Raw genomic sequence first — 22,937 nt, 5'->3', positions numbered from 1 at the left:
CGGGCCTGTTTACTGGCCCAGGCAGATGATTTTCGTCGCGTACTCGCGCGCGTTTTCCTTCTTGCGGTTGGCCCAGTCGATCACTTCCTGCGCCTCTTCGATCGTCATGACCGTGGCCTTTTCCTTGTTGCGGATGAAGGAGACGCCCTCGAACTTGCCTTCCTTGCTGCGCATGACCTTGGCAAACACGGGCGGCTTCCTGCCGTCGTCGGCAAGCTTGTTCTGTTGGACGAGATAACGTTGGTCGAGCGGTTCCATGGCGGCAGGGGAGGGGGCAAAAGCCGTATTCTACCCTTGCTTGCCGACGCCTCAACGAAAAACGCCCGCGCGAGGCGGGCGTTCGAAGGGAGCAAAACGAGCCTTACTTTTCCGTGACGGTGAATTCGCCGAACTGCTTGAGCTGGGCGCTCACTGCCTGCGGATCGCCAACCACGACGATCGACTGCGACTCCGGCGCGAAGTACTTCTTCGACACGTCGCGCACCTGCTGCGGGCTGACCTTCTGGATCCGCGGCACGTACTGGCCGAGGAATTCCGCCGGCAGGCCGACCAGCCAGTTCTGCGCCAGCGTGCCGGCCACCGCGCCCTGCAGCTGGTTGCTGATCAGGTAACCGCCGGCGACATAACGCTTGTTCATCGTCATTTCGTCCGCCGGCACCATCTCGCTGCCGATGCGCTTGTACTCGTTGAGGTATTCAAGCAGGGCCGCACCCGTGACTTCGTTGCGCACATCGGCGCCGCCGACGATGGCACCGCCCGCACGGTTCATGCGTGCGCCGGCCGAGGCGCCATAGGTATAACCCTTTTGCTCGCGCAGGTTGATGTTCACGCGGCTCGAGAAGCCGCCGCCGAGGATGGTGCTGGCCAGGCGCAGCGGCACCTGCTCGTCGGCGCTGGCGGCAATCCCGGGGCCGCCGACGCGGATGGTCGACTGCACGCTGCCTGCGCGCGAGAGCAAAATGCGCGCCGGCCTGGCGGGCTGGCTCGGGGCCGCCACGTCGGCCAGTGCCGCGCCTTCGGCCTTCCAGTCGCCGAACGCAGCCTGGGCCAGCTTCATCGCCTCGGCCTCGCTGATGCGGCCGGTGATCACGAGCAGCGCGCGGTCGGGACGGAAGCGCTTCGCATGTTCGGTCACCATCATCTCGCGCGTCGTCGAGGTGATCGCTTCCGCGGTCGGCTGGGTGTGGCCGTAGGGGTGCTGGCCGTACACGGCCTGGCTGATGGCGCGCTCGGCGCGGAAGCGCGGCGTGGCCTCGGCGGCGCGCAGCTGCTGCAGCGCGTTGGCCTTGGTCAGTTCGACTTCCTTTTCCGGGAAGCTCGGCGTGCGCGCCACTTCGGCCAGCAGCGCCATCATCGGGCCAGCCTGCGAAGCGAGCGCATTGGCCTGGACGACGATGCCGTCCGACGCCGGGCCGGCGGCCACCGAGCCGCCCATGCCCCGGGCCGCTTCGGCGATCGCGCGCGAATCGCGCTTGGCGCTGCCTTCGTTGATCATCCCGGCGAGCAGGTTGGCAAAGCCGGGATGGGCGCTGTCGTCGGCGGCAAAGCCGGCACCGCGCACGGCCAGCACATAGTCGACGCGCGGCAGGCCCGGCGCGGCACCACCCAGACGGTCATGCCGTTGGCGAGGGTCTTCTTGGCGATCTTCGGGGTCGGGATCGGCTTGTCCTTGCCGTAGGCGGGCATGGCGGCCAGCTTGGCTGCCGGTGCGGCGGCTTTCGCGCTGGACTGTGCTTCATCGGCGGCAGGCGCGGCAAAGGCGGCGGGGGCGAACATCATCGAGATCGCCAGTGTCAGCATCAGTTTGTTCATCGATGCGCTCCTTATTTCTTGTCGCCGGCGGCCGTTGCGGCAGCTGGCGTGGTGGAAGGTGCCGCAGGCGCCGGCTTGGCTGCCGGCTTGCGGTCGATGACGGTGCGGTTGGTCTTGACCAGGTAAGTGGCGGCCACGCGCTGCAGGTCCTGCGAAGTCACGCCCTCGATCCAGCCCGGGATCTTGTTGACCACGTTCGCGTCGCCCCAGATGGTCTGCAGGCGGGCGACGGTATCGGCGCGGTTGATGAAGCTTTCCAGGCCGTTGTTCCAGTCGGCCAGCATGCGCGTCTTCACGCGCTTCAAGGTTGCATCGTCGACGCCGTCCTTGACGACCTTGGCGATTTCCTCGTCCATCGCCGCCAGGATGGCGTCGGCGTTGGTGGTGGGCTTGTACATCGCGTAGATGGTCAGCGGCGTCGGGCCGCCGTATTCCCACGGGCTCACCAGGCCGAACAGCGCGTCGACGTTCAGCGCCAGTTCGCGGCCCTTGACCAGGCCCTGGTACATGGTCGACGCGTCGCCGCCGGCCAGCAGTTCGGCCAGCACGGCCACCGGTGCCTGGTCGCGGCTGCCGCGTTCCGGCACCTTCCAGGCCACGGCCACGGCCGGCACCTGGGCCAGCGCGTCGCTTTGCTCGATGCGCTTTTCGGCCTTGTTCAGCGGCTCGGAGAAGTCGCCGCTTTTTGGCACCGGACGGGCTTTGATGCCGCCGAAGTACTTCTGGGCCAGTGCGAAGCCCTGGGCCGGGGTCACGTCGCCGGCGATGGCCAGCACGGCGTTGTTCGGACCGTAGTAGTCGCGGTGGAAGCTGCGCACGTCTTCCAGGCTGGCGCCTTCGAGGTCCTCGAAGCTGCCGTAGCCGTCATGGTTGTTTTCCCACTTCTGGAACGCATGCTGGCTGATGTCGATCCACATGAAGCCGCCGTAGGGCTGGTTCTTCACGTTGACGCGGATTTCTTCCTTGACCACGTCCTGCTGGTTCTTCAGCGTCGCGGCGTTGAAGTCGAGCGTCTTCATGCGGTCCGCTTCCAGCCACAGGATCGGCTCGAGCGAGGAAACCGGTGCGGTCTCGATGTAGTTGGTGAAGTCGGGACGGGTCGAACCGTTGTTGCGGCCACCGCCGCCGGTGATCGTCTTGTCGAAGACGCCCTTCGGCGCGTTCGGCGTGCCCTGGAACATCAGGTGTTCGAACAGGTGGGCGAAGCCGGTGCGGTTCTTCGGCTCGAGGCGCATGCCGACGTGGTAGACGACCGAGACGCCGACGGTCGGCGAGCTATGGTCTTCGGTGACGATCACGGTCAGGCCGTTGTCGAGTTTCTTGGTGTGGACGGGCAGGTCCCAGCGGTCGCTGGCGGCCGAAGGTGCAGCCGAAGGCGTGGCGGAAGGTGTCGCGGATACCGCTGACACCGAGAGGCTGAGCCCGGCCAGCAGGGCGGGAAGTTGGCGCATGCGCATTGATGACCTCGGAAATAGAGCTGAGTCGAATAATGGGTTGAGTCGAAAAACGGCCGCAACGGCGAACGCGCGGCGTCATCCATCTTAGCGTAGCGGCATGCTAAAAAGTAATTTTTTACGTATGCATGTTAGTGTAGAGAAAGGTAAGACGACGGATTCCGGCGCCGTTTCTGTCGTCTGGTCCGCCAATTCTGCAGTCTGTCGCATTTGCGCGCGCCGCAAGGGGGCGGTTGTCATAATGCAGATATTGTCAAACTGTTCAAGGATGGCCAGGCTCGATCTGGCCGGCCGTGCGGGCAGTCGCGTCACAGCAGATACGGAGAACATCGCATGATCAAGTCTTTCAAACCCCGTCTGGCGGGCCTCGGCCTGGCGGCCCTGGCGCTGGCGCCCCTGGCCGGCGCCGCGCCCTTCGGCGAGCGCGCGCCCGAGGTCGCGGGCGAACAGCGCCAGCTCGATGCGCGCATCGTGCGCGTGCGCGTCGATGGCGTGATCGACCTGCGCGTGCGCCAGGGCAGTCCGGCGACGCTGTCGCTGAGCGGCGACCCGCGCTGGATCGCGCGCCTGACAGCGATGCAAAGCGGCGACACCCTGAACCTCGGCAGCGAGATGGAAGGCGTGCGCATGTCGCGCCAGAGCCCGGTGCGCGCCGACCTGGTGCTGCCGAACCTGCGCGAAGTGAGCTCCGAAAGCCTGGGCGTCACCGAGATCACGGGCTTTCGCGGCGAGGAGCTCGAGCTCTCGCTGGACGGCGCCGGCTCGATGCACGTCAACAGCGACTACCGCATGATCACGGCCACCCTGAGCGGCGTCGGCAGCATGAAGCTGGTCGGCCTGCGCAGCGAAGGCATCAGCCTCGACCTGCAGGGCGCTGGCTATGTCACCCTAAGCGGACGCAGCCGCTGGCTCAAAGCGGAGCTGGGCGGGCTCGGCGGGCTGGACGCGCAGGCCTTTGCCGCCGACAGCGTCACCCTCGAGCTCTCGGGCCTGGGCAACGCCACCGTCACGGCCCACCAGAGCGCGAACCTGAACCTGTCGGGCATGGGCTCGGTCACAGTCTACGGCAAGCCGCTCAACCGCAAGGTGAGCGTGGACGGCCTGGGCAAGGTCAGCTGGAAGTAACCGGCAGCAGCCGAAAGGGCAGGAGAGCACCGTCGCCGGCGGCGACATGGATGAGGCGAAGTGACCGGTATCACGCACGAGACAATGAAAAAACTTACCGTAGCGATCCTGCTGGCGCTCGGGCTGGCCGGGGCGGCGCAGGCCGGTTTTCCCGAAGGAGCGAGCGCCTATAACGCACGCAACTATGCGCTCGCCCTGAAAGAGGTCACGCCCCTGGCGCGGGCCGGCAACCCCGAGGCCCAGCATTTGCTGGGACTGATGTACTACATGGGCCGCGGCGTCGCGCGCGACTACAAGCAGGCCTTTGCCTGGCACCTGAAGGCGGCCCAGCAGGGCAAGGCCGATGCCCAGTACGTCGTCGGCGCCATGTATTACACCGGCAACGCCGTGCCGGTCGACCAGAAGCATGCCGTCACCTGGTTCCGCAAGGCGGCCGAGCAGGGCCATGCCGAAGCCCAGCATGCGCTGGGGCTGATGTACCGCTACCACGTCGCGGGCGTCCCGGCCGATCCCGTCATCGCCTACATGCTGTGGAACCTCGCGGCGGCCAGCGGCAACAACAACGCGGTCAGCCAGCGCGCGGCGATTACCAGGCAGATGACGCCCGAGCAGATCGAGGAAGCGCAGGCGCTGTCGCGCACCTGGAAGGTGGGTACCAGCCTGCCGACCCAATCGAAAACAGGCGGAAGCTAGATGGAAACGACACCCGGCACCTGGCTGGCGCGCCTGCAGGCCTGGTGGAACGCACGCCGGCCGCGGCGGCTCGATGAACTCATTGCCGTCGAGTTCGACGCGAACGAGGCACGGGTGATTGCGCTCGACACCGCCCAGGCCGAGTGGACCCAGCGTTTCGGCTGGCGCGATATCAGCCGCGTCTGCTTCCAGGACGAAGGCATCTACGCATCGGACATCCTGGTCATCGAACTCGGCGAGGGCAGGCGGCCGGTGATCGTGCCGATGGAGGCCCGTGGCGCCGACGCCTTGCTGGCCAGGCTGATCGGCCGCGGCCATTTCCCCGAACAGACCTGGCGCGCGGCGATGGGGGAAACCGGCGGCGCGGTGCATTGCTGGCCGCCGCGCGACGCCTGAGGAACAAAGGGGGAGCCCAGGCGCACCCCGTCCAGGTATCGTACGCGCCGGTCAGTCGCGCCCGGCTTTTCGCCGTACGGCGCAGACGGCCAGCAGACCCATGCCGACCAGCGCGACCGTTGCCGGTTCCGGCACCTCTCCCCCCTGCGTTGCGGCATGGGCGACGTAGCGCAACGCGTTGACGCGCAGCGCTTGTGCATCGGCGTAGGGGCCGTGGAAGTTGGTCGTGGTCTCGCCGCCGAAGGCAACGAAGCCTTTGCCAAACTGCATGGCGCCGAACACGGTGCCGCCGTCCCCGCTGGCAATCAGCTTGCTGATCTCGCCGCTGACGGTGGCATGGGCGAAGGAGGTGCCCCAGTACGAGGTGGTCAAGCCGCCCTCGGTCAGGCCGGCGGCCACGCCGGCGTCGGTCACCGTCACGCTGCCGGCATAGCCAGGGTAGTTCAGGCGCACGCCGAAGCCCATGTCGAAGGAGCCGCCGACGTTCGGTGCCGCGTTCAGGAACAGGCGCCCGCCCGCGGCGACCCAGTTGGCGATGACGGCGCTGTTATTGGCCAGGAAGCTGGCGAAGTCGACCGCATTGCCGTCGCCGCCATCGAGGAAAACGAAATCGGCATCCTCGAATACGCCCGTGGAAAATCCCCAGCGCTTGGTCCAGTTGCCGGCACCGAAGGCGCTGTCCATGGCCCTGTCATTGGTGGCCGAGTTCCAGGGGTCGTTGGTGCCGGTGCCGTAGTGGATGGTGCCGGCCTGGGCGGCGGAGCCCATCAGCAGGAAGATGGCAGCGGTGATCAATGGCTTGATGTTCATATGGTTCCTGGCGGGTTAAGGGAATCGGCACGTCCTGCGCAAGCTTGCCGCGTCGCTGCGGCGGTGTCGGCGGACGCTCCTGGCCGGGCTACCATATAGCGATCATGTTCCCCCGGGAAAGCATCCGAGGTTGCCAATGATTTGCGTCAAGACAGCCGCGCAAGGCAGGCGCGGCTGTTGGCATTTTCGACACAGCCGGAGCCTGCCGGAGGCATGCGCGCCTCCGGCAGCTGATCGTCTTCTACCTTATCGCCCTACTTCGCTTGCGCCGGTTTCAAGGCCGCCGTGCCCACCGAACGGAACAGGGCCAGAGGCACCGCATTGCCCATTGCCTGGTAGCCGAGGTCGCTCGGGTGCAGGTGGTCGCCGCTGTCATAGGCCGGCAGGAAGCGGCTCGGGTGGGCCGGGTCGCGGGTGGCGAGGTCGAAATCGATGACGCCATCGAACTCGTCGCTCGAGCGGATCCAGTTGTTCACGGCCTGGCGCACGACTTCCTTTTCGGGCGAAAAGTAGCCGGCGCCTTCGAAGGGCGTCAGCGTGGCGCCGAACACGGCGATGCCTTTCGCGTGGGCACGGGCAATCACCTGGCGATAGCCGGCAATCAGTTCCTCGGCCGTAATCGAAAGCGACCCGGGACCCGTCACCGTGCTGTTGCCGATGTCGTTGATGCCGATCATCAGGGTCAGGTAGCGCACGCCCGCTGTGGCCAGCACGTCGCGGTCGAAGCGCTCGAGGATGGAGCGGCCCGCCACCAGGTTGGCCGGGTTAATGCTCAGCAACCGGTTGCCGCTGATGCCGCGGTTGACGACCCCGATGCGCCCGTTCAGGCCGGCCACCGGGTCGCGCACGGTCTGCAGGCGCCGCGCCAGCCAGTCGGGCCAGCGGTTGTTGGTGTCGACCGTGCTGCGGGTGCCGTCGGTGATGGAATCGCCCAGCGCGACGATGGCCGGGCCGCTGCCTTCGACGTCGACCTCGGTGAGAAAAGGCCAGCTGGTGATGGTGCGCTGCACGGGCAGGGTGGCGGCGCCCGTGAAATCGCCCGGCAGCGAGACGTAATTGGTCTGCAGGGCGGTGCCGTGGATGGTGTTCGCCTCAACCGTGCCTGGCAGGTAAAGGCTGATGGCGAGGTCGCCCAGCGCCGGCACGTTCAGCTCCACCGGATCGGACAGCGCCGGGGCGCCGGCCGGAATCGTGATCGTGCTGCGGCCGCTGAAGGTGAGGGCGCGGTCGCTGCCTGGGGCGACGTCGGAGCCGGAGGCACGCACGCCGATGCGCGCCGCGCCGATGGTCAGCGGCACCGTGCCGAACTCGTTGGACACGCGGATGCGCACGCGGTTGCCGCCGATGCTGGTGTGGACGATCAGGCGCAGGGTCTGGTTGCTGAAGGTCTGCAGGCTGGCGGCGGGTGGCGGGCCGGCCGGGGCCGTGCCCCCAGGTGCCGACCCAGCGCTCGCTCGTCCAGTCCTGGGCGCCGGCGCGCGGGACGGGCAGGGTGAGGGCGATGGCCAGCGCAGCGCCGCCAAGCAGCATGCCGCGGCGGCGCCGGTCGGCCGGCAGGGGCTGGGAAAACAGCGCCGCGGTGCGGCGGACGACGTCAAGCAGGGCAGAGTACATGATCTCGCTCCTTCGATGGTTGGTCGGGACGGCTCGTATGCCTGAGCTCGCGTCCTCCAATCTATGCGGCGCGAATAGGGGCGACAAGGTGGTTACAGTCGAGTTCGTTGTGCCAGCTCTAAAGTTCCCCAAAAAGCTCATGCGTCAAAGCATTTGCTTGCGTTTGAGCACAGGAATTGGAAATAGAGGAGCTCGGAAGTGGTTGCTCAGCAACGAAAACGGCGGGGAAAAGGCTGACGTACAATGGCGCTTTTTCATGGAGCCGAACCATGCGCGCAATCGAAATCACCCAGCCCGGCAAACCCGAGGTCCTGCAGCCCTGCGAGCGGCCCCTGCCGGTTCTGAAGGATGGCGAGATCCTGATCCGCGTGCATGCGGCCGGCATCAACCGTCCCGACGTGCTGCAGCGCCTCGGCCACTATCCGGTGCCGCCGGGTGCATCCGACCTGCCGGGGCTGGAAGTGGCGGGCGAGATCGTCGACGGCATTCTTGCCGGCAGCGGCTTCGCGAAGGGCGACATGGTATGCGCGCTGGTGCAGGGCGGCGGCTATGCCGAGTATTGCGCCGCGCCCTTGGCACAGTGCCTGCCGGTGCCAGGCGGACTCAGCGCCGTCGAGGCCGCCTCGCTTCCGGAAACCTTCTTTACCGTGTGGACCAATGTGTTCGACCGCGCGGGACTCTCCGAGGGCGAGACGCTGCTGGTGCAGGGCGGTACTTCCGGCATCGGCGTGACTGCGATTCAGCTCGCCAGTGCCCTTGGCCACCGGGTATTTGCCACTGCCGGCAGCGATGAGAAATGCCGCGCCTGTGAAGCACTCGGCGCCGAGCGCGGCATCAATTACCGGAATGAAGACTTCGTTGCCGTCGTCAAGGACCTGACCGGCGGGCGTGGCGTGGACGTCGTGCTCGACATGGTGGCGGGCGACTACGTGGCGCGCGAGATCGACTGCCTGACCGACGACGGCCGCATCGCGCTGATCGCGCTGCTGGGCGGGGCGAAGGCAAACGTCGACCTGGGCCAGGTGCTGCGCCGGCGCCTCTCCATCAGCGGCTCGACGCTACGGCCGCGGCCGGTGGCGTTCAAGGCGGCGATCGCGCAGAAACTGCGCGAGCGGGCATGGCCGTTGATCGAGCAGGGCCGGATCAAGCCGGTGATCTACAAGACCTTCCCGCTGGAGGAAGCCGCGGCGGCGCATGCGCTGATGGAGTCGAGCACGCATGTGGGAAAGATCGTGTTGCAGGTGGTGTGAGGCTGGCGGGTACGCGAACGACATTGGCCGGTGGCCGCGCTGCCATCTGCATGCGGTGAGACCGCGTGGACTCGAGAGTCCACCCTACGGCAAGTGCCGCCTGTCCTGTTTTAGGGCGGCCTCGATCGGCCGTCCCGGAATTCGGGATCTCATTGACGCCTTTGTAATACGCTTGCTCAGCCATAGTTTGACCGACCCCTGAACGGCAGCTAGAATAGCGGGTTATTTGACTGTGGGGTAATATGCGTCCCAAGCTCGTCGTAGGTAACTGGAAGATGAATGGCAGCCGCGCGAACAATGCGTCGCTGCTCGCTGGAATCGTCGCTGGACTCGAAGGCGCGAAGGCGGCCTGCGCGGTCTGCGTTCCCGCTCCCTATCTGCAGCAATGTGCCGACACCCTTGCCGGCACGCCCCTCGCATGGGGTGCGCAGGATGTGTCGAAGCACGCCAGCGGTGCCTATACGGGCGAAGTCGCCGCGTCGATGCTGGTCGATTTCGCTTGCCGCTACGTCATCGTCGGCCACTCGGAACGCCGCGCCTACCATGGCGAGAGCGATCAATTGGTGGCGCAGAAGGCGCTTGCAGCCCTCGAAGCCGGCCTGACCCCGATCGTGTGCGTCGGCGAAACCCTGGAAGAGCGCGAAGCAGGCCAGACTACCGCCGTCGTCAATCGCCAGCTGTCGGCAGTGCTCGAACTGCTTGACGAAGCGTCTGTCGCGCGTATCGTGGTGGCCTACGAACCCGTATGGGCGATCGGCACCGGCAAGACGGCCACGCCGGCCATGGCCCAGGAAGTGCATGCGCAACTGCGCGCCCAGCTGCGCCAGCGCAGCGAGGCGGCGGCGCAGGTCGCGATCCTGTACGGCGGCAGCATGAAGCCGGAGAACGCGGCCGAACTGATGGCGCAAGCCGACATCGACGGCGGCCTGATCGGCGGCGCCGCGCTGAAGGCGGCGGATTTCCTGGCGATCGTCAACGCTGCCTGAAGCATGACCCGAGGCGCCACCCAAGGTGCCGCCTGAAAAGAATTTGCAACGTAGTACAACTTGGAATGGAACTGGTATGAACGTGTTGTTCAATCTCGTAGTGATCGTGCAGGTCATCTCCGCCCTGGCCATCATCGGCCTGGTGCTGCTGCAGCATGGCAAGGGCGCCGACATGGGTGCCGCTTTCGGCTCCGGTGCATCGGGCAGCCTGTTCGGCGCCAGCGGTTCGTCGAACTTCCTGTCGAAGTCGACCGCCCTGGCCGCCGCGATCTTCTTCGCGTCGACCCTCGGCCTGGCTTCGATGGCCAACAACCGCACGGGCGCAGCACCGAGCGGCGGCGTGATGGAGCGCATGGCTCAGCCAGGCAATGGCGTGCCGGCACCTGGCGGCGCGAATGTTCCCGCCACGACGGCACCTGCCACGACCGCCCCGTCCCCAACCGCCGGCGTGCCTGTCGCCCCGGCGAGCGAGGTGCCGGCCGCGCCTGCGCAGAGCGCACCGGCGCCAGCTGCTCCGGCAGCTCCGGCTACGCAGCAGTAATTCCAGATGGTTCGTTCGCCCTGGCCTGATGCTGCGCCCGGGGCGAGCGCGCAGTAAGCAATATCGCAGCAAGGTGTGGAAGGCAGGGTGCCTGCAGGAGCACGGACCGCAGGTCGGTTCGCCCCAGCCCCGCCCCGCACCGCAGGCAAAACCGGCCGCAAGGCCGTGGAGTAAACAGGTCGAGCCGCCTCGTTTCCTCCTTGTAGTACCCGGCTGACGCCCTCAACTGGGCGTTTATCCGGTGTTCAAGCCCCTTCCGCCGTGGTTTTGACGGCTGCACGGAAGAAAGTTTGAAAAATTCCCTGTTTTTCCTTGCGACGCCTCAATTTGTGCATTGAAAAAAGGTGCTAAGGCAGGGTAGAATACTGGTCTCCAGCCGACGTGGTGAAATTGGTAGACACGCTATCTTGAGGGGGTAGTGGCGCAAGCTGTGCGAGTTCGAGTCTCGCCGTCGGCACCAAGATACAGAAAAGCCAGCAAGGGCAAACGAGCGATTGCTCTCATGCCTGAGCTGGCTTTTTTACGAGGATCAGTCGTACGGTCCTGGTGGCAGGCCAAGTGCTCCGTGGCGGGTGCTTTACAGCCAGGATTGCGCGATACGGCGCTGCAGGCATGCAGTGGTTTCATTAACCGATCGTTCAAATAGGCTCCATCGTGAACCTCGAAAATTACTTCCCCGTTCTTCTCTTCATCCTGATCGGTGTCGGCGTTGGTGTCGCGCCCCAGGTGCTCGGCTACCTGCTCGGTCCGAATCGCCCTGATGCGGCAAAACTCTCCCCCTACGAATGCGGCTTCGAAGCCTTCGAAGACGCGCGCATGAAGTTCGACGTTCGCTACTATCTCGTGGCGATCCTCTTTATTTTGTTTGATCTGGAAACGGCATTCTTCTTCCCATGGGGCGTCTCGATGCGCGAACTGGGCTGGACCGGTTTCGTGACGATGATGGTGTTCATCGCCGAGTTCGTCGTCGGGTTCTGGTACATCTGGAAGAAAGGTGCCCTTGATTGGGAATAAGCCATGGCTATTCATGAAGGCGTCTTAAACGAAGGTTTCATTACCACCACAGCCGATAAGCTGATCAACTGGGCGCGCACGGGATCGATGTTCCCGATGACGTTTGGCCTGGCCTGTTGCGCGGTCGAGATGATGCATGTGGGCGCAGCCCGCTATGACCTCGACCGCTTTGGCATTGTGTTCCGTCCATCGCCACGCCAGTCCGACGTGATGATCGTGGCCGGCACGCTGTGCAACAAGATGGCACCGGCACTGCGCAAGGTCTACGACCAGATGGCCGAGCCGCGCTGGGTCATCTCGATGGGTTCCTGCGCCAACGGCGGCGGCTACTACCACTACTCGTACTCGGTGGTGCGTGGCTGCGACCGCATCGTGCCGGTCGACGTGTACGTGCCGGGCTGCCCGCCGACCGCCGAAGCCCTGCTGTACGGAATCATGCAGCTGCAGAACAAGATCAAGCGCACCAACACCATCGCGCGTTAACACAGCCGGGTTCACCATGACAACGAAAATCGAAGCCCTCCAACTCGCCCTGGAAAAAGCACTGGGCGAGGGCGCCGCCATTAGCGCGGCGCTTGGCGAAGTGACCGTGGTGGTCAAGGCCGCCGACTATGCGCAAGCGATGCAGACCCTGCGCGACGATCCTTCGCTCGCATTCGAGGAAATGATCGACTTGTGCGGCGTCGACTACTCCCAATATGGGGAAGGTACTTACGACGGCCCGCGCTACGCGGTCGTCGTGCACCTGCTGTCGCTGGCCAATAACTGGCGCGTGCGCGTGCGTACTTTCTGCCCGGACGACGACATGCCCCTGATCGCATCGATCACCGGCATCTGGCGTGCCGCCAACTGGTACGAGCGCGAAGCGTTCGACCTGTTCGGCATCCTGTTCGACGGTCACGGCGACCTGCGCCGCATCCTGACCGACTATGGCTTCATCGGCCACCCGTTCCGCAAGGACTTCCCGATCTCGGGTTACGTCGAAATGCGCTACGACCCCGAGCAGAAGCGCGTGATCTACCAACCCGTGACGATCGAGCCGCGTGAGAACATCCCGCGCGTGATCCGCGAAGAAACCTACGGGATGAAATAATGGCTGAGCTTAAGAATTACACCCTGAACTTTGGTCCGCAGCACCCGGCAGCGCACGGCGTGCTGCGCCTGGTCCTGGAACTGGACGGCGAAGTGATCCAGCGTGCCGACCCGCACATTGGCCTGCTGCACCGCGGCACCGAGAAACTGGCCGAGACCCGTACCTACCTGCAGTCCGTGCCCTACATGGACCGCCTCGACTACGTGTCGATGATGTGCAACGAGCACGGCTATGTGCTGGCGGTGGAAAAGCTGCTGGGCATCGAAGCACCGCTGCGCGCCCAGTACATCCGCGTCATGTTCGACGAGATCACCCGTTTGCTGAACCACCTGATGTGGCTGGGCGCGCACGCGCTCGACATCGGTGCGATGGGCCCGTTCCTGTACGCCTTCCGCGACCGCGAAGACCTGTTCGACGTCTACGAAGCTGTTTCGGGTGCACGCATGCACGCGGCATACTATCGCCCGGGCGGCGTGTATCGCGACCTGCCGGACTTCATGCCGAAGCACAAGGAATCGATCATTCGCAGCAAGAAGGCGATCGACCAGCTCAACGAAGACCGCCAGGGTTCGGTGCTCGACTTCATCGAGTCCTTCACCAAGCGCTTCGACGGCTATGTCGACGAATACGAGACCCTGCTGACCGATAACCGTATCTGGAAGCAGCGTACCGTCGGCATCGGCGTGGTGTCGCCGGAAGACGCGAAAGCCATGGGCTTCACCGGCGCCATGCTGCGCGGTTCGGGCGTGGCCTGGGACCTGCGCAAGACCCAGCCGTACGCAGTCTACGACCGCCTCGACTTCGATATCCCGGTCGGCACCAACGGCGACTCCTACGACCGCTACCTGGTCCGCGTGGAAGAGATGCGCCAGTCGAACCGCATCATCAAGCAGTGCGTGACCTGGCTGCGTGCGAACCAGGGCCCGGTGATGATCGACAACTACAAGATCGTCCCGCCTGCGCGCGAAGACATGAAGTCGAACATGGAATCGCTGATCCACCACTTCAAGCTGTTTACCGAAGGCTTCCACGTGCCCGAAGGCGAGGCGTATGCCGCCATCGAGCACCCGAAGGGCGAGTTCGGCATCTACATCGTCTCCGACGGCGCCAACAAGCCCTACCGCCTGAAGATCCGCACGCCCGACTATGCGCACCTGCAGAGCCTGGACGAGATGGCACGCGGCCACATGATCGCCGACGCCGTCACGATCATCGGTACCCAGGACATCGTGTTCGGCTCTATTGACCGATAAAGCTCAAAGGCAGAAAAGATTATGTTGTTATCCGAGCAGTGCTATAAAAAAATCGATCGCGAGCTGGCCAAGTACCCGGCCGACCAGCGCCAGAGCGCCGTGATGGCCGCGCTGGCCCACGCCCAGGTCGAACTGGGCTGGCTGTCGCCCGAAACCATGCAGGAAGTCGCCGACTACATCGGCATGCCGGCGATCGCCGTGCAGGAAGTGGCGACCTTCTACAACATGTACAACATCCGCCCGGTCGGCAAGCACAAGATCACCGTGTGCACCAACCTGCCGTGCGCCCTGTCCGGTGGCGAGCGCGCCGCCAAGCACCTGAAGGACAAGCTCGGCGTCGAGTTCCGCAGCACCACCGAAGACGGCCAGTTTACCGTCCTCGAGGGCGAGTGCATGGGCGCCTGCGGCGATGCGCCGGTCATGCTGGTGAATAACCACCGCATGTGCTCGTTCATGAGCAACGAGAAGATCGACGCCCTGGTGGATGAATTGAAGGAACAGAAGCAATGACCAGCCTGCATGACCGTCACATCAATCCGCTGATCCTGAAGGATCTGAACGGCGACAACTGGCGTCTCGACGATTACGTGAAGCGCGGCGGCTACTCGGCCCTGCGCCGTATCCTCGAAGGCGGCATCACCCAGGAACAGGTCATTGCCGACCTGAAGGCCTCGGGCCTGCGCGGCCGCGGCGGCGCCGGTTTCCCGACCGGCCTGAAGTGGAGCTTCATGCCGCGCCAGTTCCCGGGCCAGAAATACCTCGTCTGCAATACCGACGAAGGCGAGCCGGGCACGTTCAAGGACCGCGACATCATCCGTTATAACCCCCATGCGCTGATCGAAGGCATGGCCATCGGCGCCTACGCGATGGGCATCACCGTGGGCTACAACTACATCCACGGCGAGATCTTCCAGGAATACCTGCGTTTCGAAGAAGCGCTGGAAGAGGCGCGTGCCGCCGGCTTCCTGGGCGATAACATCATGGGTTCGACCTTCAGCTTCCAGCTGCACGCCGCCCACGGTTACGGCGCCTACATCTGCGGCGAAGAAACCGCGCTGCTGGAGTCGCTCGAGGGTAAAAAAGGCCAGCCGCGCTTCAAGCCGCCGTTCCCGGCCTCGTTCGGCCTGTACGGCAAGCCGACCACGATCAACAACACCGAGACCTTCGCCGCCGTGCCGTTCATCATGAACGTCGGCCCGGAGAACTACATGGGCATGGGCAAGCCGAACAACGGCGGCACCAAGATCTTCTCGATCTCGGGCGACGTCGAGCGTCCAGGCAACTACGAGATCCCGCTGGGCACGCCGTTCGCCAAGCTGCTCGAGCTGGCCGGCGGCATGCGCGGCGGCAAGAAGATCAAGGCCGTGATTCCAGGCGGTTCGTCGGCACCGGTGATTCGTGGCGAAGTCATGATGGAAACCGACATGGACTATGATTCGATCGCGAAAGCGGGCTCGATGCTCGGTTCCGGCGCCGTCATCGTCATGGACGAGACCCGCTGCATGGTCAAGTCGCTGCTGCGCCTGTCCTATTTCTATTACGAAGAGTCCTGCGGCCAGTGCACGCCCTGCCGCGAAGGCACCGGCTGGCTGTACCGCATGGTGCACCGTATCGAAAACGGACAAGGCCGTCCGGAAGACATCGAACTCCTGAACAATGTGGCGTTCAACATCAAGGGCCGTACCATTTGCGCGCTCGGCGAAGCCGCCGCGATGCCTGTGGAAGCCATGATCAAGAACTTCCGTGAGGAATTCATTCATCACATCGAGCACAAGCAATGCCTCGTGCCCACCTACCTTTAAGCCCCGTCAGGTAACGATCAAATGGTTGAAATTGAATTAGACGGCAAGAAAGTCGAAGTCGCACCAGGTTCCATGGTGATGGACGCCGCAAACAAACTCGGGACCTATATCCCGCACTTCTGCTATCACAAGAAATTGTCGATCGCAGCGAACTGCCGTATGTGCCTGGTCGAGGTCGAGAAGGCACCGAAGCCGATGCCTGCCTGCGCCACGCCAGTCTCGCCCGGCATGATCGTGCGCACCCACAGCGACAAGGCCGTGCAGGCGCAGAAGTCGGTGATGGAATTCCTCCTGATTAACCACCCGCTGGACTGCCCGATCTGCGACCAGGGCGGCGAATGCCAGCTGCAGGATCTGGCCGTCGGCTACGGCAAGGGCAACTCGCGCTACCAGGAAGAAAAGCGCGTCGTCACCCCGAAGGAAGCCGGTCCGCTGATCTCGATGGAAGAGATGGCCCGCTGCATCCAGTGCACCCGTTGCGTGCGTTTCGGCCAGGAAGTGGCCGGCGTCATGGAATTCGGCATGGTCGGCCGCGGCGAGCATTCGGAAATCACTACTTTTGTGGGCAAGACCGTCGACTCTGAAGTGTCGGGCAACATGATCGACCTGTGCCCGGTCGGCGCGCTGACGAGTAAACCTTTCCGCTTCTCGGCACGTCCATGGGAACTGCAGCGCCGCAAGTCGATTTCCCCGCACGACTCGCTCGGTACCAACCTGATCGTCCAGGTCAAGGGCGGTAAAGTGATGCGCGTGCTGCCGCTGGAAAACGAAAAGATCAACGAGTGCTGGCTGTCCGACAAGGACCGCTTCTCGTACGAAGCGCTGGACAATGCCGACCGCCTGATCAACCCGATGATCAAGCAGGGCGGACAGTGGCAGGAAACCGACTGGCAGACGGCGCTGGAATACGTCGCCCACGGCCTGCGCAACATCCGCCATGAACACGGCGCCGACAGCATCGCCGCGGTCGCCACCGCGCACTCGACCGTCGAAGAACTGCACCTGCTGAACAAGGCCATGCGCGGCTTCGGCGTCAATGCCGTCGACTTCCGCCTGCGCCAGAGCGATTTCGCCCTGGACGGCCAGGTCACCCCATGGCTGGGCATGCCGATCGCCGAACTGTCGAACCTGAAGCGCGTGCTGGTCATCGGTTCCTTCCTGCGCAAGGATCACCCGCTGGTCGCGACCCGCCTGCGCCAGGCAGTCAAGGGCGGCGCCAAGCTGTCGATCCTGCATGGTTCGGACGAGGACAACCTGATCCCGACCGCCGCGAAAATGATCGCCGCGCCGACCGACTGGCTCGCTGCGCTGTCGGAAATCGTCTCGGCTGTCGCCGCTGCGAAAGAGGTCCAGGCCCCTGCCGGCTTCGAGAACGTGCAGGCCGGCGACGTGGCGAAAGCCATCGCCGCTTCGCTGGTTGCCGTGGGTAGCGAGCTGCCGGGCGCCGTGCTGCTGGGTAACGCCGCCACGCACCACCCGCAAGCCTCGCAAATCCACGCCGCCGCGCAATGGATCGCCAACGCCGTCGGCGCCAGCTTCGGTTCCTTCGTCGAAGCGGCCAATACCGTCGGCGGCTACCTGGTCGGTGCCACCACCAGCCAGAACCTGTTCGCCACGCCGAAGAAAGCCTTCGTGCTGCTGAACGCCGAGCCGGAACTCGACGCCGCCAACCCGCAGCAGGCCCTGGGCGCACTGCAGGGCGCCGAGATGGTCGTGGCCATGTCGCCGTTCAAGCACGGCATGGACTATGCCGACGTGCTGCTGCCGATCTCGCCGTTCACCGAGACCGCCGGTACGTTTGTGAACTGCGAAGGCCGTGCACAGAGCTTCAACGGCACCGTCAAGCCGCTGGGCGAAACCCGTCCGGCCTGGAAAGTGCTGCGCGTGCTGGGCAACCTGCTCGGCCTCTCGGGCTTCGAGTTCGACACCGCCGAATCGATCCGCGACGAAGCGCTGGGCAAAGGTGTAACGGACCATTCGGCCAAGCTGAACAACGTGGCCAAGCTGGCGCCGCAAGCTGCTGCACGCTCTGAAGAGCAGGGCAGCCTGCAACGCCTCGCCGACGTGCCGATCTATTTCGCCGACGCCATCGCGCGCCGCTCGGAACCGCTGCTGCGTACGGCCGACGGCCAGCAGCCGCTGGCACGCCTGCCGCGCGCCCTGGCCGAACGCCTCGGCGTGAAAGCCGGCGACGTCGTCAAGGTCACGCAAGGCAATGGCAGCGCGCTGCTGGTCGCCGACATCGACGCTAGATTGCCGGCGAACGTCGTGCGCGTGGCCGCCGCCCATCCGGCAACCGCAAGTCTGGGCGCGATGTTCGGCGCCATCCAAGTTGAAAAAGCAGGGGAGGGCAACTAATGGCAACGCCCGGTTATATCGATAGTTTCTACGAGTTCGGCGCGTCCAGCCCGATCGCGCCGGTCTGGCCAGTCATCTGGACCGTGATCAAGATCCTGTGCGTGCTTCTGCCGCTGATGGGCCTGGTCGCCTACGCCACCCTGTGGGAACGTAAACTCATCGGCTGGATCCAGATCCGCGTCGGCCCGAACCGCGTGGGTCCGGCCGGCCTGCTGCAGCCGATCGCCGACGCGCTCAAGCTGCTGCTGAAAGAGATCGTGATCCCGGCGAAAGCCACCACCAAGCTCTTCGTGCTGGGCCCGATCATGACGATCATGCCGGCACTGGCCGCCTGGTCGGTCGTGCCTTTCGGCCCGGGTGCGGCGCTGGCCAACGTCAACGCCGGTTTGCTGCTGCTGCTGGCGATCACCTCGATCGAGGTGTACGGCATCATCATCGCCGGCTGGTCCTCGAACTCGAAGTACGCCTTCATGGGCGCAATGCGCGCCTCGGCCCAGATGATTTCGTATGAAATCCCGATGGGCTTCGTGATGGTCGTCGTGCTGATGGTGTCGGGTTCGCTGAACTTCTCGGACATCGTCGCCGGCCAGGCCGTCGGCATGGCTGCCAGCCATGGCCTGAACCTGTTCTCGTGGAACTGGCTGCCATTGCTGCCGCTGTTCGCGATCTACTTCATCTCGGGCCTGGCGGAATGCAACCGCCACCCCTTCGACGTGGTGGAAGGCGAGTCGGAAATCGTCGCCGGCCACATGGTGGAATACTCGGGCATGTCCTACGCGATGTTCATGCTGGCCGAATACGCCAACATGATCCTGATCTCCACCCTGGCATCGATCATGTTCCTCGGCGGCTGGCACGCACCGTTCTCCTTCCTGGAATTCGGCGGCGCATTCGGCGGCTTCTTCTGGCTGTTCCTGAAGATGTTCCTGCTCGTTTCGCTGATGATCTGGGTCCGCGGCACCTTCCCGCGTTACCGCTATGACCAGATCATGCGCCTGGGCTGGAAAGTCTTCATCCCGGTGACCCTGGTCTGGCTGGTGCTCGTCGCTGGCGTCATGCAGACGTCCTGGAATATTTGGAAGTAAGGAAGCGCATTCAATGAACCGAATCAAGGAAATCCTCGGCAGCCTGATGCTGACCGAGCTGTTCAAGGGGCTGGCGCTGACGGGCCGCTATGCGCTGTCGCGCAAGATCACGGTGCAGTATCCGGAAGAGAAGACGCCGATCTCCAACCGTTTCCGCGGCCTGCACGCGCTGCGCCGCTACCCGAACGGGGAAGAGCGCTGCATCGCCTGCAAGCTGTGCGAAGCGGTGTGCCCGGCCATGGCCATCACGATCGAGTCGGCGCAGCGCGAGGACGGCACCCGCCGCACCACGCGCTATGACATCGACCTGACCAAGTGCATCTTCTGCGGCTTCTGCGAAGAGTCGTGCCCGGTCGACTCGATCGTCGAGACCCACGTGCTGGAATACCACGGCGAAAAGCGTGGCGATCTCTACTACACGAAAGAGATGCTGCTGGCCGTGGGCGACCGCTACGAAGCCGACATCGCCGCCGCCCGTGCGGCCGATGCGAAGTACCGGTAATCGGCAATAACAAGAAAAGGTCCCTGTCAGTCATGGAATTTACAACTGGATTGTTCTACGTCTTCGCGGCCATCATGGTGCTGTCCGCGCTGCGCGTCATCACCGCCAAGAACCCGGTCCACGCCGCGCTGTTCCTGGTGCTCGCGTTCTTCAACGCGGCCGGCATCTGGCTGCTGCTGAAGGCCGAGTTCCTCGCCATCGTGCTGGTGCTGGTCTATGTCGGCGCCGTCATGGTGCTGTTCCTCTTCGTCGTCATGATGCTCGACATTAACGTCGACCGCATGCGCGAAGGCTTCCTCGGCTACCTGCCGATGGCCCTCCTGATCGGCGCCATCGTCGTCATCGAAATGGCCCTGGTGCTGTGGAATGGCTACGGCAACTTCGCCCAGACGCCGGAAGCGGCCGCGCTGAACATCGGCGGTACGCGCGAACTCGGCCGCCTGATCTACACCAGGTACATCTACGGCTTCGAAATCGCCGCCGTGATCCTGCTGGTGGCCATCATCGCCGCCGTTGCACTGACCTTGCGCAAGCGTAAGGACAGCAAGGCGATCGATCCGGGCGCCGCCGTGCGCGTGAAGCGTAACGACCGCCTGCGCATCGTCAAGATGGCAGCGGTGAGCGCAGCCGGCCATGACGCCAACAGCGCATCAAGCCTGCAGGACACGAAGGAGACCCCATGACTTTATCGCTCGCACACTACCTGGTCCTGGGCGCGATCCTCTTCGCGATCTCGATCGTCGGTATCTTCCTGAACCGGAAGAACATCATCATCCTGCTGATGGCCATCGAACTGATGCTGCTGGCAGTGAACCTGAACTTCATCGCCTTCTCGCATTACCTGGGCGACGCGGCAGGGCAGATCTTCGTGTTCTTCATCCTGACCGTCGCGGCCGCCGAATCGGCGATCGGCCTGGCGATCCTGGTGGTTCTGTTCCGTAATCTGGACACGATCAACGTGGAAGACCTCGATACCCTCAAGGGTTGATGGTCTCGGCTATAAATAAAAAGGGTTAAAGATTATTATGGCGGAGCAGCTCTCTTCCTCACTCTTACTGGCGGTGCCCCTGGCGCCGCTGGCAGGCTCGGCGATTGCCGGCCTGCTCGGTACCAAGTTCCTGGGTAACGTCGTCGGCCGCAAGGTGTCGCATACCGCGACCATTCTCGGCGTGGCGATCGCCATGGTCATCTCGATCATGACCCTGATGAAGGTCCTGGACGGCGCCACCTTCAACGAAGACATCTATACCTGGATGCAGGTCGGCACGGTGAAACTGGCCGTCGGCTTCCAGATCGATGCGCTGTCGGCGATGATGATGTGCGTGGTCACCTCGGTGTCGCTGATGGTCCACATCTACACGATCGGCTACATGGCCGAGGACGAAGGCTACAACCGCTTCTTCTCGTACATCTCGCTGTTCACCTTCTCGATGCTGATGCTGGTCATGTCGAACAACTTCCTGCAGCTGTTCTTCGGCTGGGAGGCGGTGGGCCTGGTGTCGTATCTCCTGATCGGCTTCTGGTACACCCGTCCGACCGCGATCTTCGCCAACATGAAGGCCTTCCTGGTCAACCGCGTCGGCGACTTCGGCTTCATCCTCGGCATCGGCCTGCTGCTGGCCGCATCCGGCACCATGCACTACGGCGAAACCTTTGCGCAAGCTGACAAGCTGGTCGGCATGACGGTGCCGGGCATCGGCTGGCCGCTGCTGACCGCCGCCTGCATCTGCCTGTTCATCGGCGCGATGGGCAAGTCGGCGCAGTTCCCGCTGCACGTCTGGCTGCCTGACTCGATGGAAGGCCCGACCCCGATCTCGGCACTGATCCACGCCGCGACCATGGTTACCGCCGGCATCTTCATGGTGTCGCGCATGTCGCCGCTGTTCGAACTGTCGGACACCGCGCTGTCCTTCGTCATGGTCATCGGTGCGATTACCGCGCTGTTCATGGGCTTCCTCGGCATCATCCAGAACGACATCAAGCGCGTCGTCGCTTACTCGACCCTGTCGCAGCTGGGCTACATGACCGTCGCGCTGGGCGCCTCGGCCTATTCGGTCGCCGTCTTCCACCTGATGACCCACGCGTTCTTCAAGGCACTGCTGTTCCTGGGCGCCGGTTCCGTCATCATCGGCATGCACCACGACCAGGACATGCGCAACATGGGCGGCCTGCGCAAGTACATGAAGATCACCTGGCTGACCTCGCTGGCCGGCTCGCTGGCCCTGATCGGCACGCCGTTCTTCTCGGGCTTCTACTCGAAGGATTCGATCATCGAAGCGGTGCACGCGTCGAACCTGCCGGGGTCAAGCTTTGCCTACTTCGCGGTCGTGGCCGGCGTGTTCATCACCGCCTTCTACTCCTTCCGCATGTATTTCCTGGTCTTCCACGGGAAAGAGCGTTTCGGCCAGGCCCACGCCCACGATGCGCACCCGCACGATGACCACAAGCAGGCCGTCGCTGCCGGCCACGAGCACGACGACCCGCTGGCTGCCCATGACTCGGACGCGCACCACGAGGAAGACTCGCATGGTGACCACCACCACGGCCTGGCACCTGGCCAGAAGCCGCACGAGTCGCCATGGGTCGTGACCCTGCCGCTGGTTCTGCTGGCGATCCCGTCGGTGCTGATCGGCTACTTCACCATCGAGCCGATGCTGCATGGCGAGTTCTTCAAGAACGTGATCTTCGTCGGCGAAAACCACACGGCGATGGAAGCGCTGCGCGAAGAATTCCACCACCTGCATAACGCGGCCGGCATGGGTGCCCACGGCTTCCTGACCCTGCCGTTCGGCCTGGCAGCGCTCGGCGTGATCTGCGCCTACGTCTGCTACATGCTGAAACCGTCGATTCCGGCCTGGTTCTACCGCCACTTCAAGTTCCTGCACACCCTGCTGGACAACAAGTACTACATGGACAAGTTCAACCAGGCGGTGTTCGCCGGCGGCGCGCGCGCCCTCGGTGGCGGCCTGTGGAAGGTGGGCGACCGTGCGCTGATCGACGGCCTGCTGGTCAACGGCAGCGCCAAGGTGGTCGGCTGGTTCTCGCTGCTGACCCGTACTTTCCAGACCGGTTACATCTATCACTACGCGTTCGTGATGATCGTGGGCGTCATGGCGACCCTGCTGTACTTCTTCCCGTTCTGGCGCTAA

At 64.2% G+C, this 22,937-nt stretch carries 24 protein-coding genes and 1 tRNA gene; 19 read left to right on the top strand and 6 right to left on the bottom strand.

Annotated features, from left to right (window positions below):
* Window positions 1-9: 9 nt before the first annotated feature.
* From G4G28_RS16780 to G4G28_RS16770, 4 genes are all read right to left on the bottom strand, one after another.
* Window positions 10-258, bottom strand: a complete 249-nt coding sequence (locus G4G28_RS16780; RefSeq protein ID WP_182989131.1) for a hypothetical protein — start codon at window positions 256-258, stop codon at window positions 10-12.
* A 103-nt stretch (window positions 259-361) separates the two neighbouring features.
* Complete coding sequence (locus G4G28_RS16775) at window positions 362-1,570, bottom strand: pitrilysin family protein (RefSeq protein ID WP_229507692.1); 1,209 nt, start codon at window positions 1,568-1,570, stop codon at window positions 362-364.
* Complete coding sequence (locus G4G28_RS26640) at window positions 1,492-1,812, bottom strand: hypothetical protein (RefSeq protein ID WP_229507691.1); 321 nt, start codon at window positions 1,810-1,812, stop codon at window positions 1,492-1,494. Before G4G28_RS26640 ends, G4G28_RS16775 begins: the two co-directional genes overlap by 79 nt.
* A gap of 11 nt (window positions 1,813-1,823) precedes the next feature.
* Entirely contained in the window at window positions 1,824-3,263 is a 1,440-nt protein-coding gene (locus G4G28_RS16770; RefSeq protein ID WP_229425147.1) for a pitrilysin family protein, read from the bottom strand.
* A gap of 336 nt (window positions 3,264-3,599) precedes the next feature.
* Between G4G28_RS16770 and G4G28_RS16765 the strand changes: the two genes are divergently transcribed.
* The 3 genes from G4G28_RS16765 (at window position 3,600) to G4G28_RS16755 (ending at window position 5,480) form a co-directional block, all read left to right on the top strand.
* Entirely contained in the window at window positions 3,600-4,391 is a 792-nt protein-coding gene (locus G4G28_RS16765) for a GIN domain-containing protein (RefSeq protein WP_183107609.1), read from the top strand.
* 84 nt (window positions 4,392-4,475) lie between these two features.
* Window positions 4,476-5,084, top strand: a complete 609-nt coding sequence (locus G4G28_RS16760) for a tetratricopeptide repeat protein (protein WP_182989128.1) — start codon at window positions 4,476-4,478, stop codon at window positions 5,082-5,084.
* Window positions 5,085-5,480: a hypothetical protein gene (locus G4G28_RS16755; protein ID WP_183107608.1), complete on the top strand. Its 396-nt coding sequence runs from the start codon at window positions 5,085-5,087 to the stop codon at window positions 5,478-5,480.
* Window positions 5,481-5,531: 51 nt separating this feature from the next.
* Here G4G28_RS16755 and G4G28_RS16750 read toward each other — a convergent pair whose 3' ends face one another.
* On the bottom strand, window positions 5,532-6,290 hold the full coding sequence (locus G4G28_RS16750) for a PEP-CTERM sorting domain-containing protein (protein WP_182989127.1): 759 nt from the start codon (window positions 6,288-6,290) through the stop codon (window positions 5,532-5,534).
* Between the two features lie 254 nt (window positions 6,291-6,544).
* Complete coding sequence (locus tag G4G28_RS16745) at window positions 6,545-7,813, bottom strand: SGNH/GDSL hydrolase family protein (RefSeq protein ID WP_229507690.1); 1,269 nt, start codon at window positions 7,811-7,813, stop codon at window positions 6,545-6,547.
* Between the two features lie 360 nt (window positions 7,814-8,173).
* Between G4G28_RS16745 and G4G28_RS16740 the strand changes: the two genes are divergently transcribed.
* The 16 genes from G4G28_RS16740 (at window position 8,174) to nuoL (ending at window position 22,937) form a co-directional block, all read left to right on the top strand.
* On the top strand, window positions 8,174-9,154 hold the full coding sequence (locus G4G28_RS16740) for an NAD(P)H-quinone oxidoreductase (protein WP_183107607.1): 981 nt from the start codon (window positions 8,174-8,176) through the stop codon (window positions 9,152-9,154).
* A gap of 242 nt (window positions 9,155-9,396) precedes the next feature.
* Entirely contained in the window at window positions 9,397-10,140 is a 744-nt protein-coding gene (tpiA, locus tag G4G28_RS16735) for a triose-phosphate isomerase (protein ID WP_182989124.1), read from the top strand.
* Between the two features lie 76 nt (window positions 10,141-10,216).
* Window positions 10,217-10,681, top strand: coding sequence for a preprotein translocase subunit SecG (gene secG, locus G4G28_RS16730; protein ID WP_182989123.1), 465 nt, complete (start codon window positions 10,217-10,219; stop codon window positions 10,679-10,681).
* Window positions 10,682-11,056: 375 nt separating this feature from the next.
* Window positions 11,057-11,141: transfer RNA gene (locus G4G28_RS16725), tRNA-Leu, on the top strand.
* Between the two features lie 194 nt (window positions 11,142-11,335).
* A complete protein-coding gene (locus G4G28_RS16720) occupies window positions 11,336-11,695 on the top strand; it encodes an NADH-quinone oxidoreductase subunit A (protein ID WP_182989122.1) in 360 nt (119 codons plus the stop codon).
* A gap of 3 nt (window positions 11,696-11,698) precedes the next feature.
* Window positions 11,699-12,178 carry an NADH-quinone oxidoreductase subunit B family protein gene (locus G4G28_RS16715; RefSeq protein ID WP_056333529.1) on the top strand — a complete coding sequence of 160 codons (480 nt, stop codon included), beginning with the start codon at window positions 11,699-11,701 and terminating at the stop codon, window positions 12,176-12,178.
* Between the two features lie 16 nt (window positions 12,179-12,194).
* Complete coding sequence (locus tag G4G28_RS16710) at window positions 12,195-12,788, top strand: NADH-quinone oxidoreductase subunit C (protein ID WP_182989121.1); 594 nt, start codon at window positions 12,195-12,197, stop codon at window positions 12,786-12,788.
* Entirely contained in the window at window positions 12,788-14,041 is a 1,254-nt protein-coding gene (locus G4G28_RS16705) for an NADH-quinone oxidoreductase subunit D (RefSeq protein WP_182989120.1), read from the top strand. Before G4G28_RS16710 ends, G4G28_RS16705 begins: the two co-directional genes overlap by 1 nt.
* Window positions 14,042-14,062: 21 nt before the next feature.
* The gene (nuoE, locus tag G4G28_RS16700) at window positions 14,063-14,551 is read left to right on the top strand and encodes an NADH-quinone oxidoreductase subunit NuoE (protein WP_182989119.1); all 489 of its coding nucleotides are present in this window, start codon (window positions 14,063-14,065) and stop codon (window positions 14,549-14,551) included.
* Window positions 14,548-15,843 carry an NADH-quinone oxidoreductase subunit NuoF gene (nuoF, locus tag G4G28_RS16695; RefSeq protein WP_182989118.1) on the top strand — a complete coding sequence of 432 codons (1,296 nt, stop codon included), beginning with the start codon at window positions 14,548-14,550 and terminating at the stop codon, window positions 15,841-15,843. Before nuoE ends, nuoF begins: the two co-directional genes overlap by 4 nt.
* Window positions 15,844-15,864: 21 nt before the next feature.
* On the top strand, window positions 15,865-18,201 hold the full coding sequence (gene nuoG / locus G4G28_RS16690) for an NADH-quinone oxidoreductase subunit NuoG (RefSeq protein WP_182989117.1): 2,337 nt from the start codon (window positions 15,865-15,867) through the stop codon (window positions 18,199-18,201).
* The gene (gene nuoH, locus G4G28_RS16685) at window positions 18,201-19,286 is read left to right on the top strand and encodes an NADH-quinone oxidoreductase subunit NuoH (protein WP_182989116.1); all 1,086 of its coding nucleotides are present in this window, start codon (window positions 18,201-18,203) and stop codon (window positions 19,284-19,286) included. The genes nuoG and nuoH overlap by 1 nt, the downstream gene beginning before the upstream one ends.
* A gap of 13 nt (window positions 19,287-19,299) precedes the next feature.
* On the top strand, window positions 19,300-19,788 hold the full coding sequence (nuoI, locus tag G4G28_RS16680) for an NADH-quinone oxidoreductase subunit NuoI (RefSeq protein WP_182989115.1): 489 nt from the start codon (window positions 19,300-19,302) through the stop codon (window positions 19,786-19,788).
* Between the two features lie 32 nt (window positions 19,789-19,820).
* Complete coding sequence (locus G4G28_RS16675) at window positions 19,821-20,471, top strand: NADH-quinone oxidoreductase subunit J (protein WP_182989114.1); 651 nt, start codon at window positions 19,821-19,823, stop codon at window positions 20,469-20,471.
* Window positions 20,468-20,776 (top strand): NADH-quinone oxidoreductase subunit NuoK, encoded by a 309-nt coding sequence (nuoK, locus tag G4G28_RS16670; protein WP_182989113.1) that lies wholly within the window; start codon window positions 20,468-20,470, stop codon window positions 20,774-20,776. The genes G4G28_RS16675 and nuoK overlap by 4 nt, the downstream gene beginning before the upstream one ends.
* Window positions 20,777-20,813: 37 nt before the next feature.
* On the top strand, window positions 20,814-22,937 hold the full coding sequence (gene nuoL / locus G4G28_RS16665; RefSeq protein WP_182989112.1) for an NADH-quinone oxidoreductase subunit L: 2,124 nt from the start codon (window positions 20,814-20,816) through the stop codon (window positions 22,935-22,937).

The sequence above is a fragment of the Massilia sp. Dwa41.01b genome (assembly GCF_014171775.1).
Lineage (GTDB): Bacteria > Pseudomonadota > Gammaproteobacteria > Burkholderiales > Burkholderiaceae_D > Telluria.
The sequence above is the reverse complement of the archived record's forward strand: the minus strand, read 5'-3'. Positions and strand labels throughout refer to the sequence as shown.

Excerpts from the sequence above, each read along its gene's own strand:
- G4G28_RS16780 (WP_182989131.1), bottom strand. The coding sequence starts at position 258 with ATGGAACCGCTCGACCAACGTTATCTCGTCCAACAGAACAAGCTTGCC.
- G4G28_RS26640 (WP_229507691.1), bottom strand. The coding sequence starts at position 1,812 with ATGAACAAACTGATGCTGACACTGGCGATCTCGATGATGTTCGCCCCC.
- G4G28_RS16770 (WP_229425147.1), bottom strand. The coding sequence starts at position 3,263 with ATGCGCCAACTTCCCGCCCTGCTGGCCGGGCTCAGCCTCTCGGTGTCA.
- G4G28_RS16765 (WP_183107609.1), top strand. The coding sequence starts at position 3,600 with ATGATCAAGTCTTTCAAACCCCGTCTGGCGGGCCTCGGCCTGGCGGCC.
- G4G28_RS16760 (WP_182989128.1), top strand. The coding sequence starts at position 4,476 with ATGAAAAAACTTACCGTAGCGATCCTGCTGGCGCTCGGGCTGGCCGGG.
- G4G28_RS16755 (WP_183107608.1), top strand. The coding sequence starts at position 5,085 with ATGGAAACGACACCCGGCACCTGGCTGGCGCGCCTGCAGGCCTGGTGG.
- G4G28_RS16750 (WP_182989127.1), bottom strand. The coding sequence starts at position 6,290 with ATGAACATCAAGCCATTGATCACCGCTGCCATCTTCCTGCTGATGGGC.
- G4G28_RS16740 (WP_183107607.1), top strand. The coding sequence starts at position 8,174 with ATGCGCGCAATCGAAATCACCCAGCCCGGCAAACCCGAGGTCCTGCAG.
- tpiA (WP_182989124.1), top strand. The coding sequence starts at position 9,397 with ATGCGTCCCAAGCTCGTCGTAGGTAACTGGAAGATGAATGGCAGCCGC.
- secG (WP_182989123.1), top strand. The coding sequence starts at position 10,217 with ATGAACGTGTTGTTCAATCTCGTAGTGATCGTGCAGGTCATCTCCGCC.
- G4G28_RS16715 (WP_056333529.1), top strand. The coding sequence starts at position 11,699 with ATGGCTATTCATGAAGGCGTCTTAAACGAAGGTTTCATTACCACCACA.
- G4G28_RS16710 (WP_182989121.1), top strand. The coding sequence starts at position 12,195 with ATGACAACGAAAATCGAAGCCCTCCAACTCGCCCTGGAAAAAGCACTG.
- G4G28_RS16705 (WP_182989120.1), top strand. The coding sequence starts at position 12,788 with ATGGCTGAGCTTAAGAATTACACCCTGAACTTTGGTCCGCAGCACCCG.
- nuoE (WP_182989119.1), top strand. The coding sequence starts at position 14,063 with ATGTTGTTATCCGAGCAGTGCTATAAAAAAATCGATCGCGAGCTGGCC.
- nuoF (WP_182989118.1), top strand. The coding sequence starts at position 14,548 with ATGACCAGCCTGCATGACCGTCACATCAATCCGCTGATCCTGAAGGAT.
- nuoG (WP_182989117.1), top strand. The coding sequence starts at position 15,865 with ATGGTTGAAATTGAATTAGACGGCAAGAAAGTCGAAGTCGCACCAGGT.
- nuoH (WP_182989116.1), top strand. The coding sequence starts at position 18,201 with ATGGCAACGCCCGGTTATATCGATAGTTTCTACGAGTTCGGCGCGTCC.
- nuoI (WP_182989115.1), top strand. The coding sequence starts at position 19,300 with ATGAACCGAATCAAGGAAATCCTCGGCAGCCTGATGCTGACCGAGCTG.
- G4G28_RS16675 (WP_182989114.1), top strand. The coding sequence starts at position 19,821 with ATGGAATTTACAACTGGATTGTTCTACGTCTTCGCGGCCATCATGGTG.
- nuoK (WP_182989113.1), top strand. The coding sequence starts at position 20,468 with ATGACTTTATCGCTCGCACACTACCTGGTCCTGGGCGCGATCCTCTTC.
- nuoL (WP_182989112.1), top strand. The coding sequence starts at position 20,814 with ATGGCGGAGCAGCTCTCTTCCTCACTCTTACTGGCGGTGCCCCTGGCG.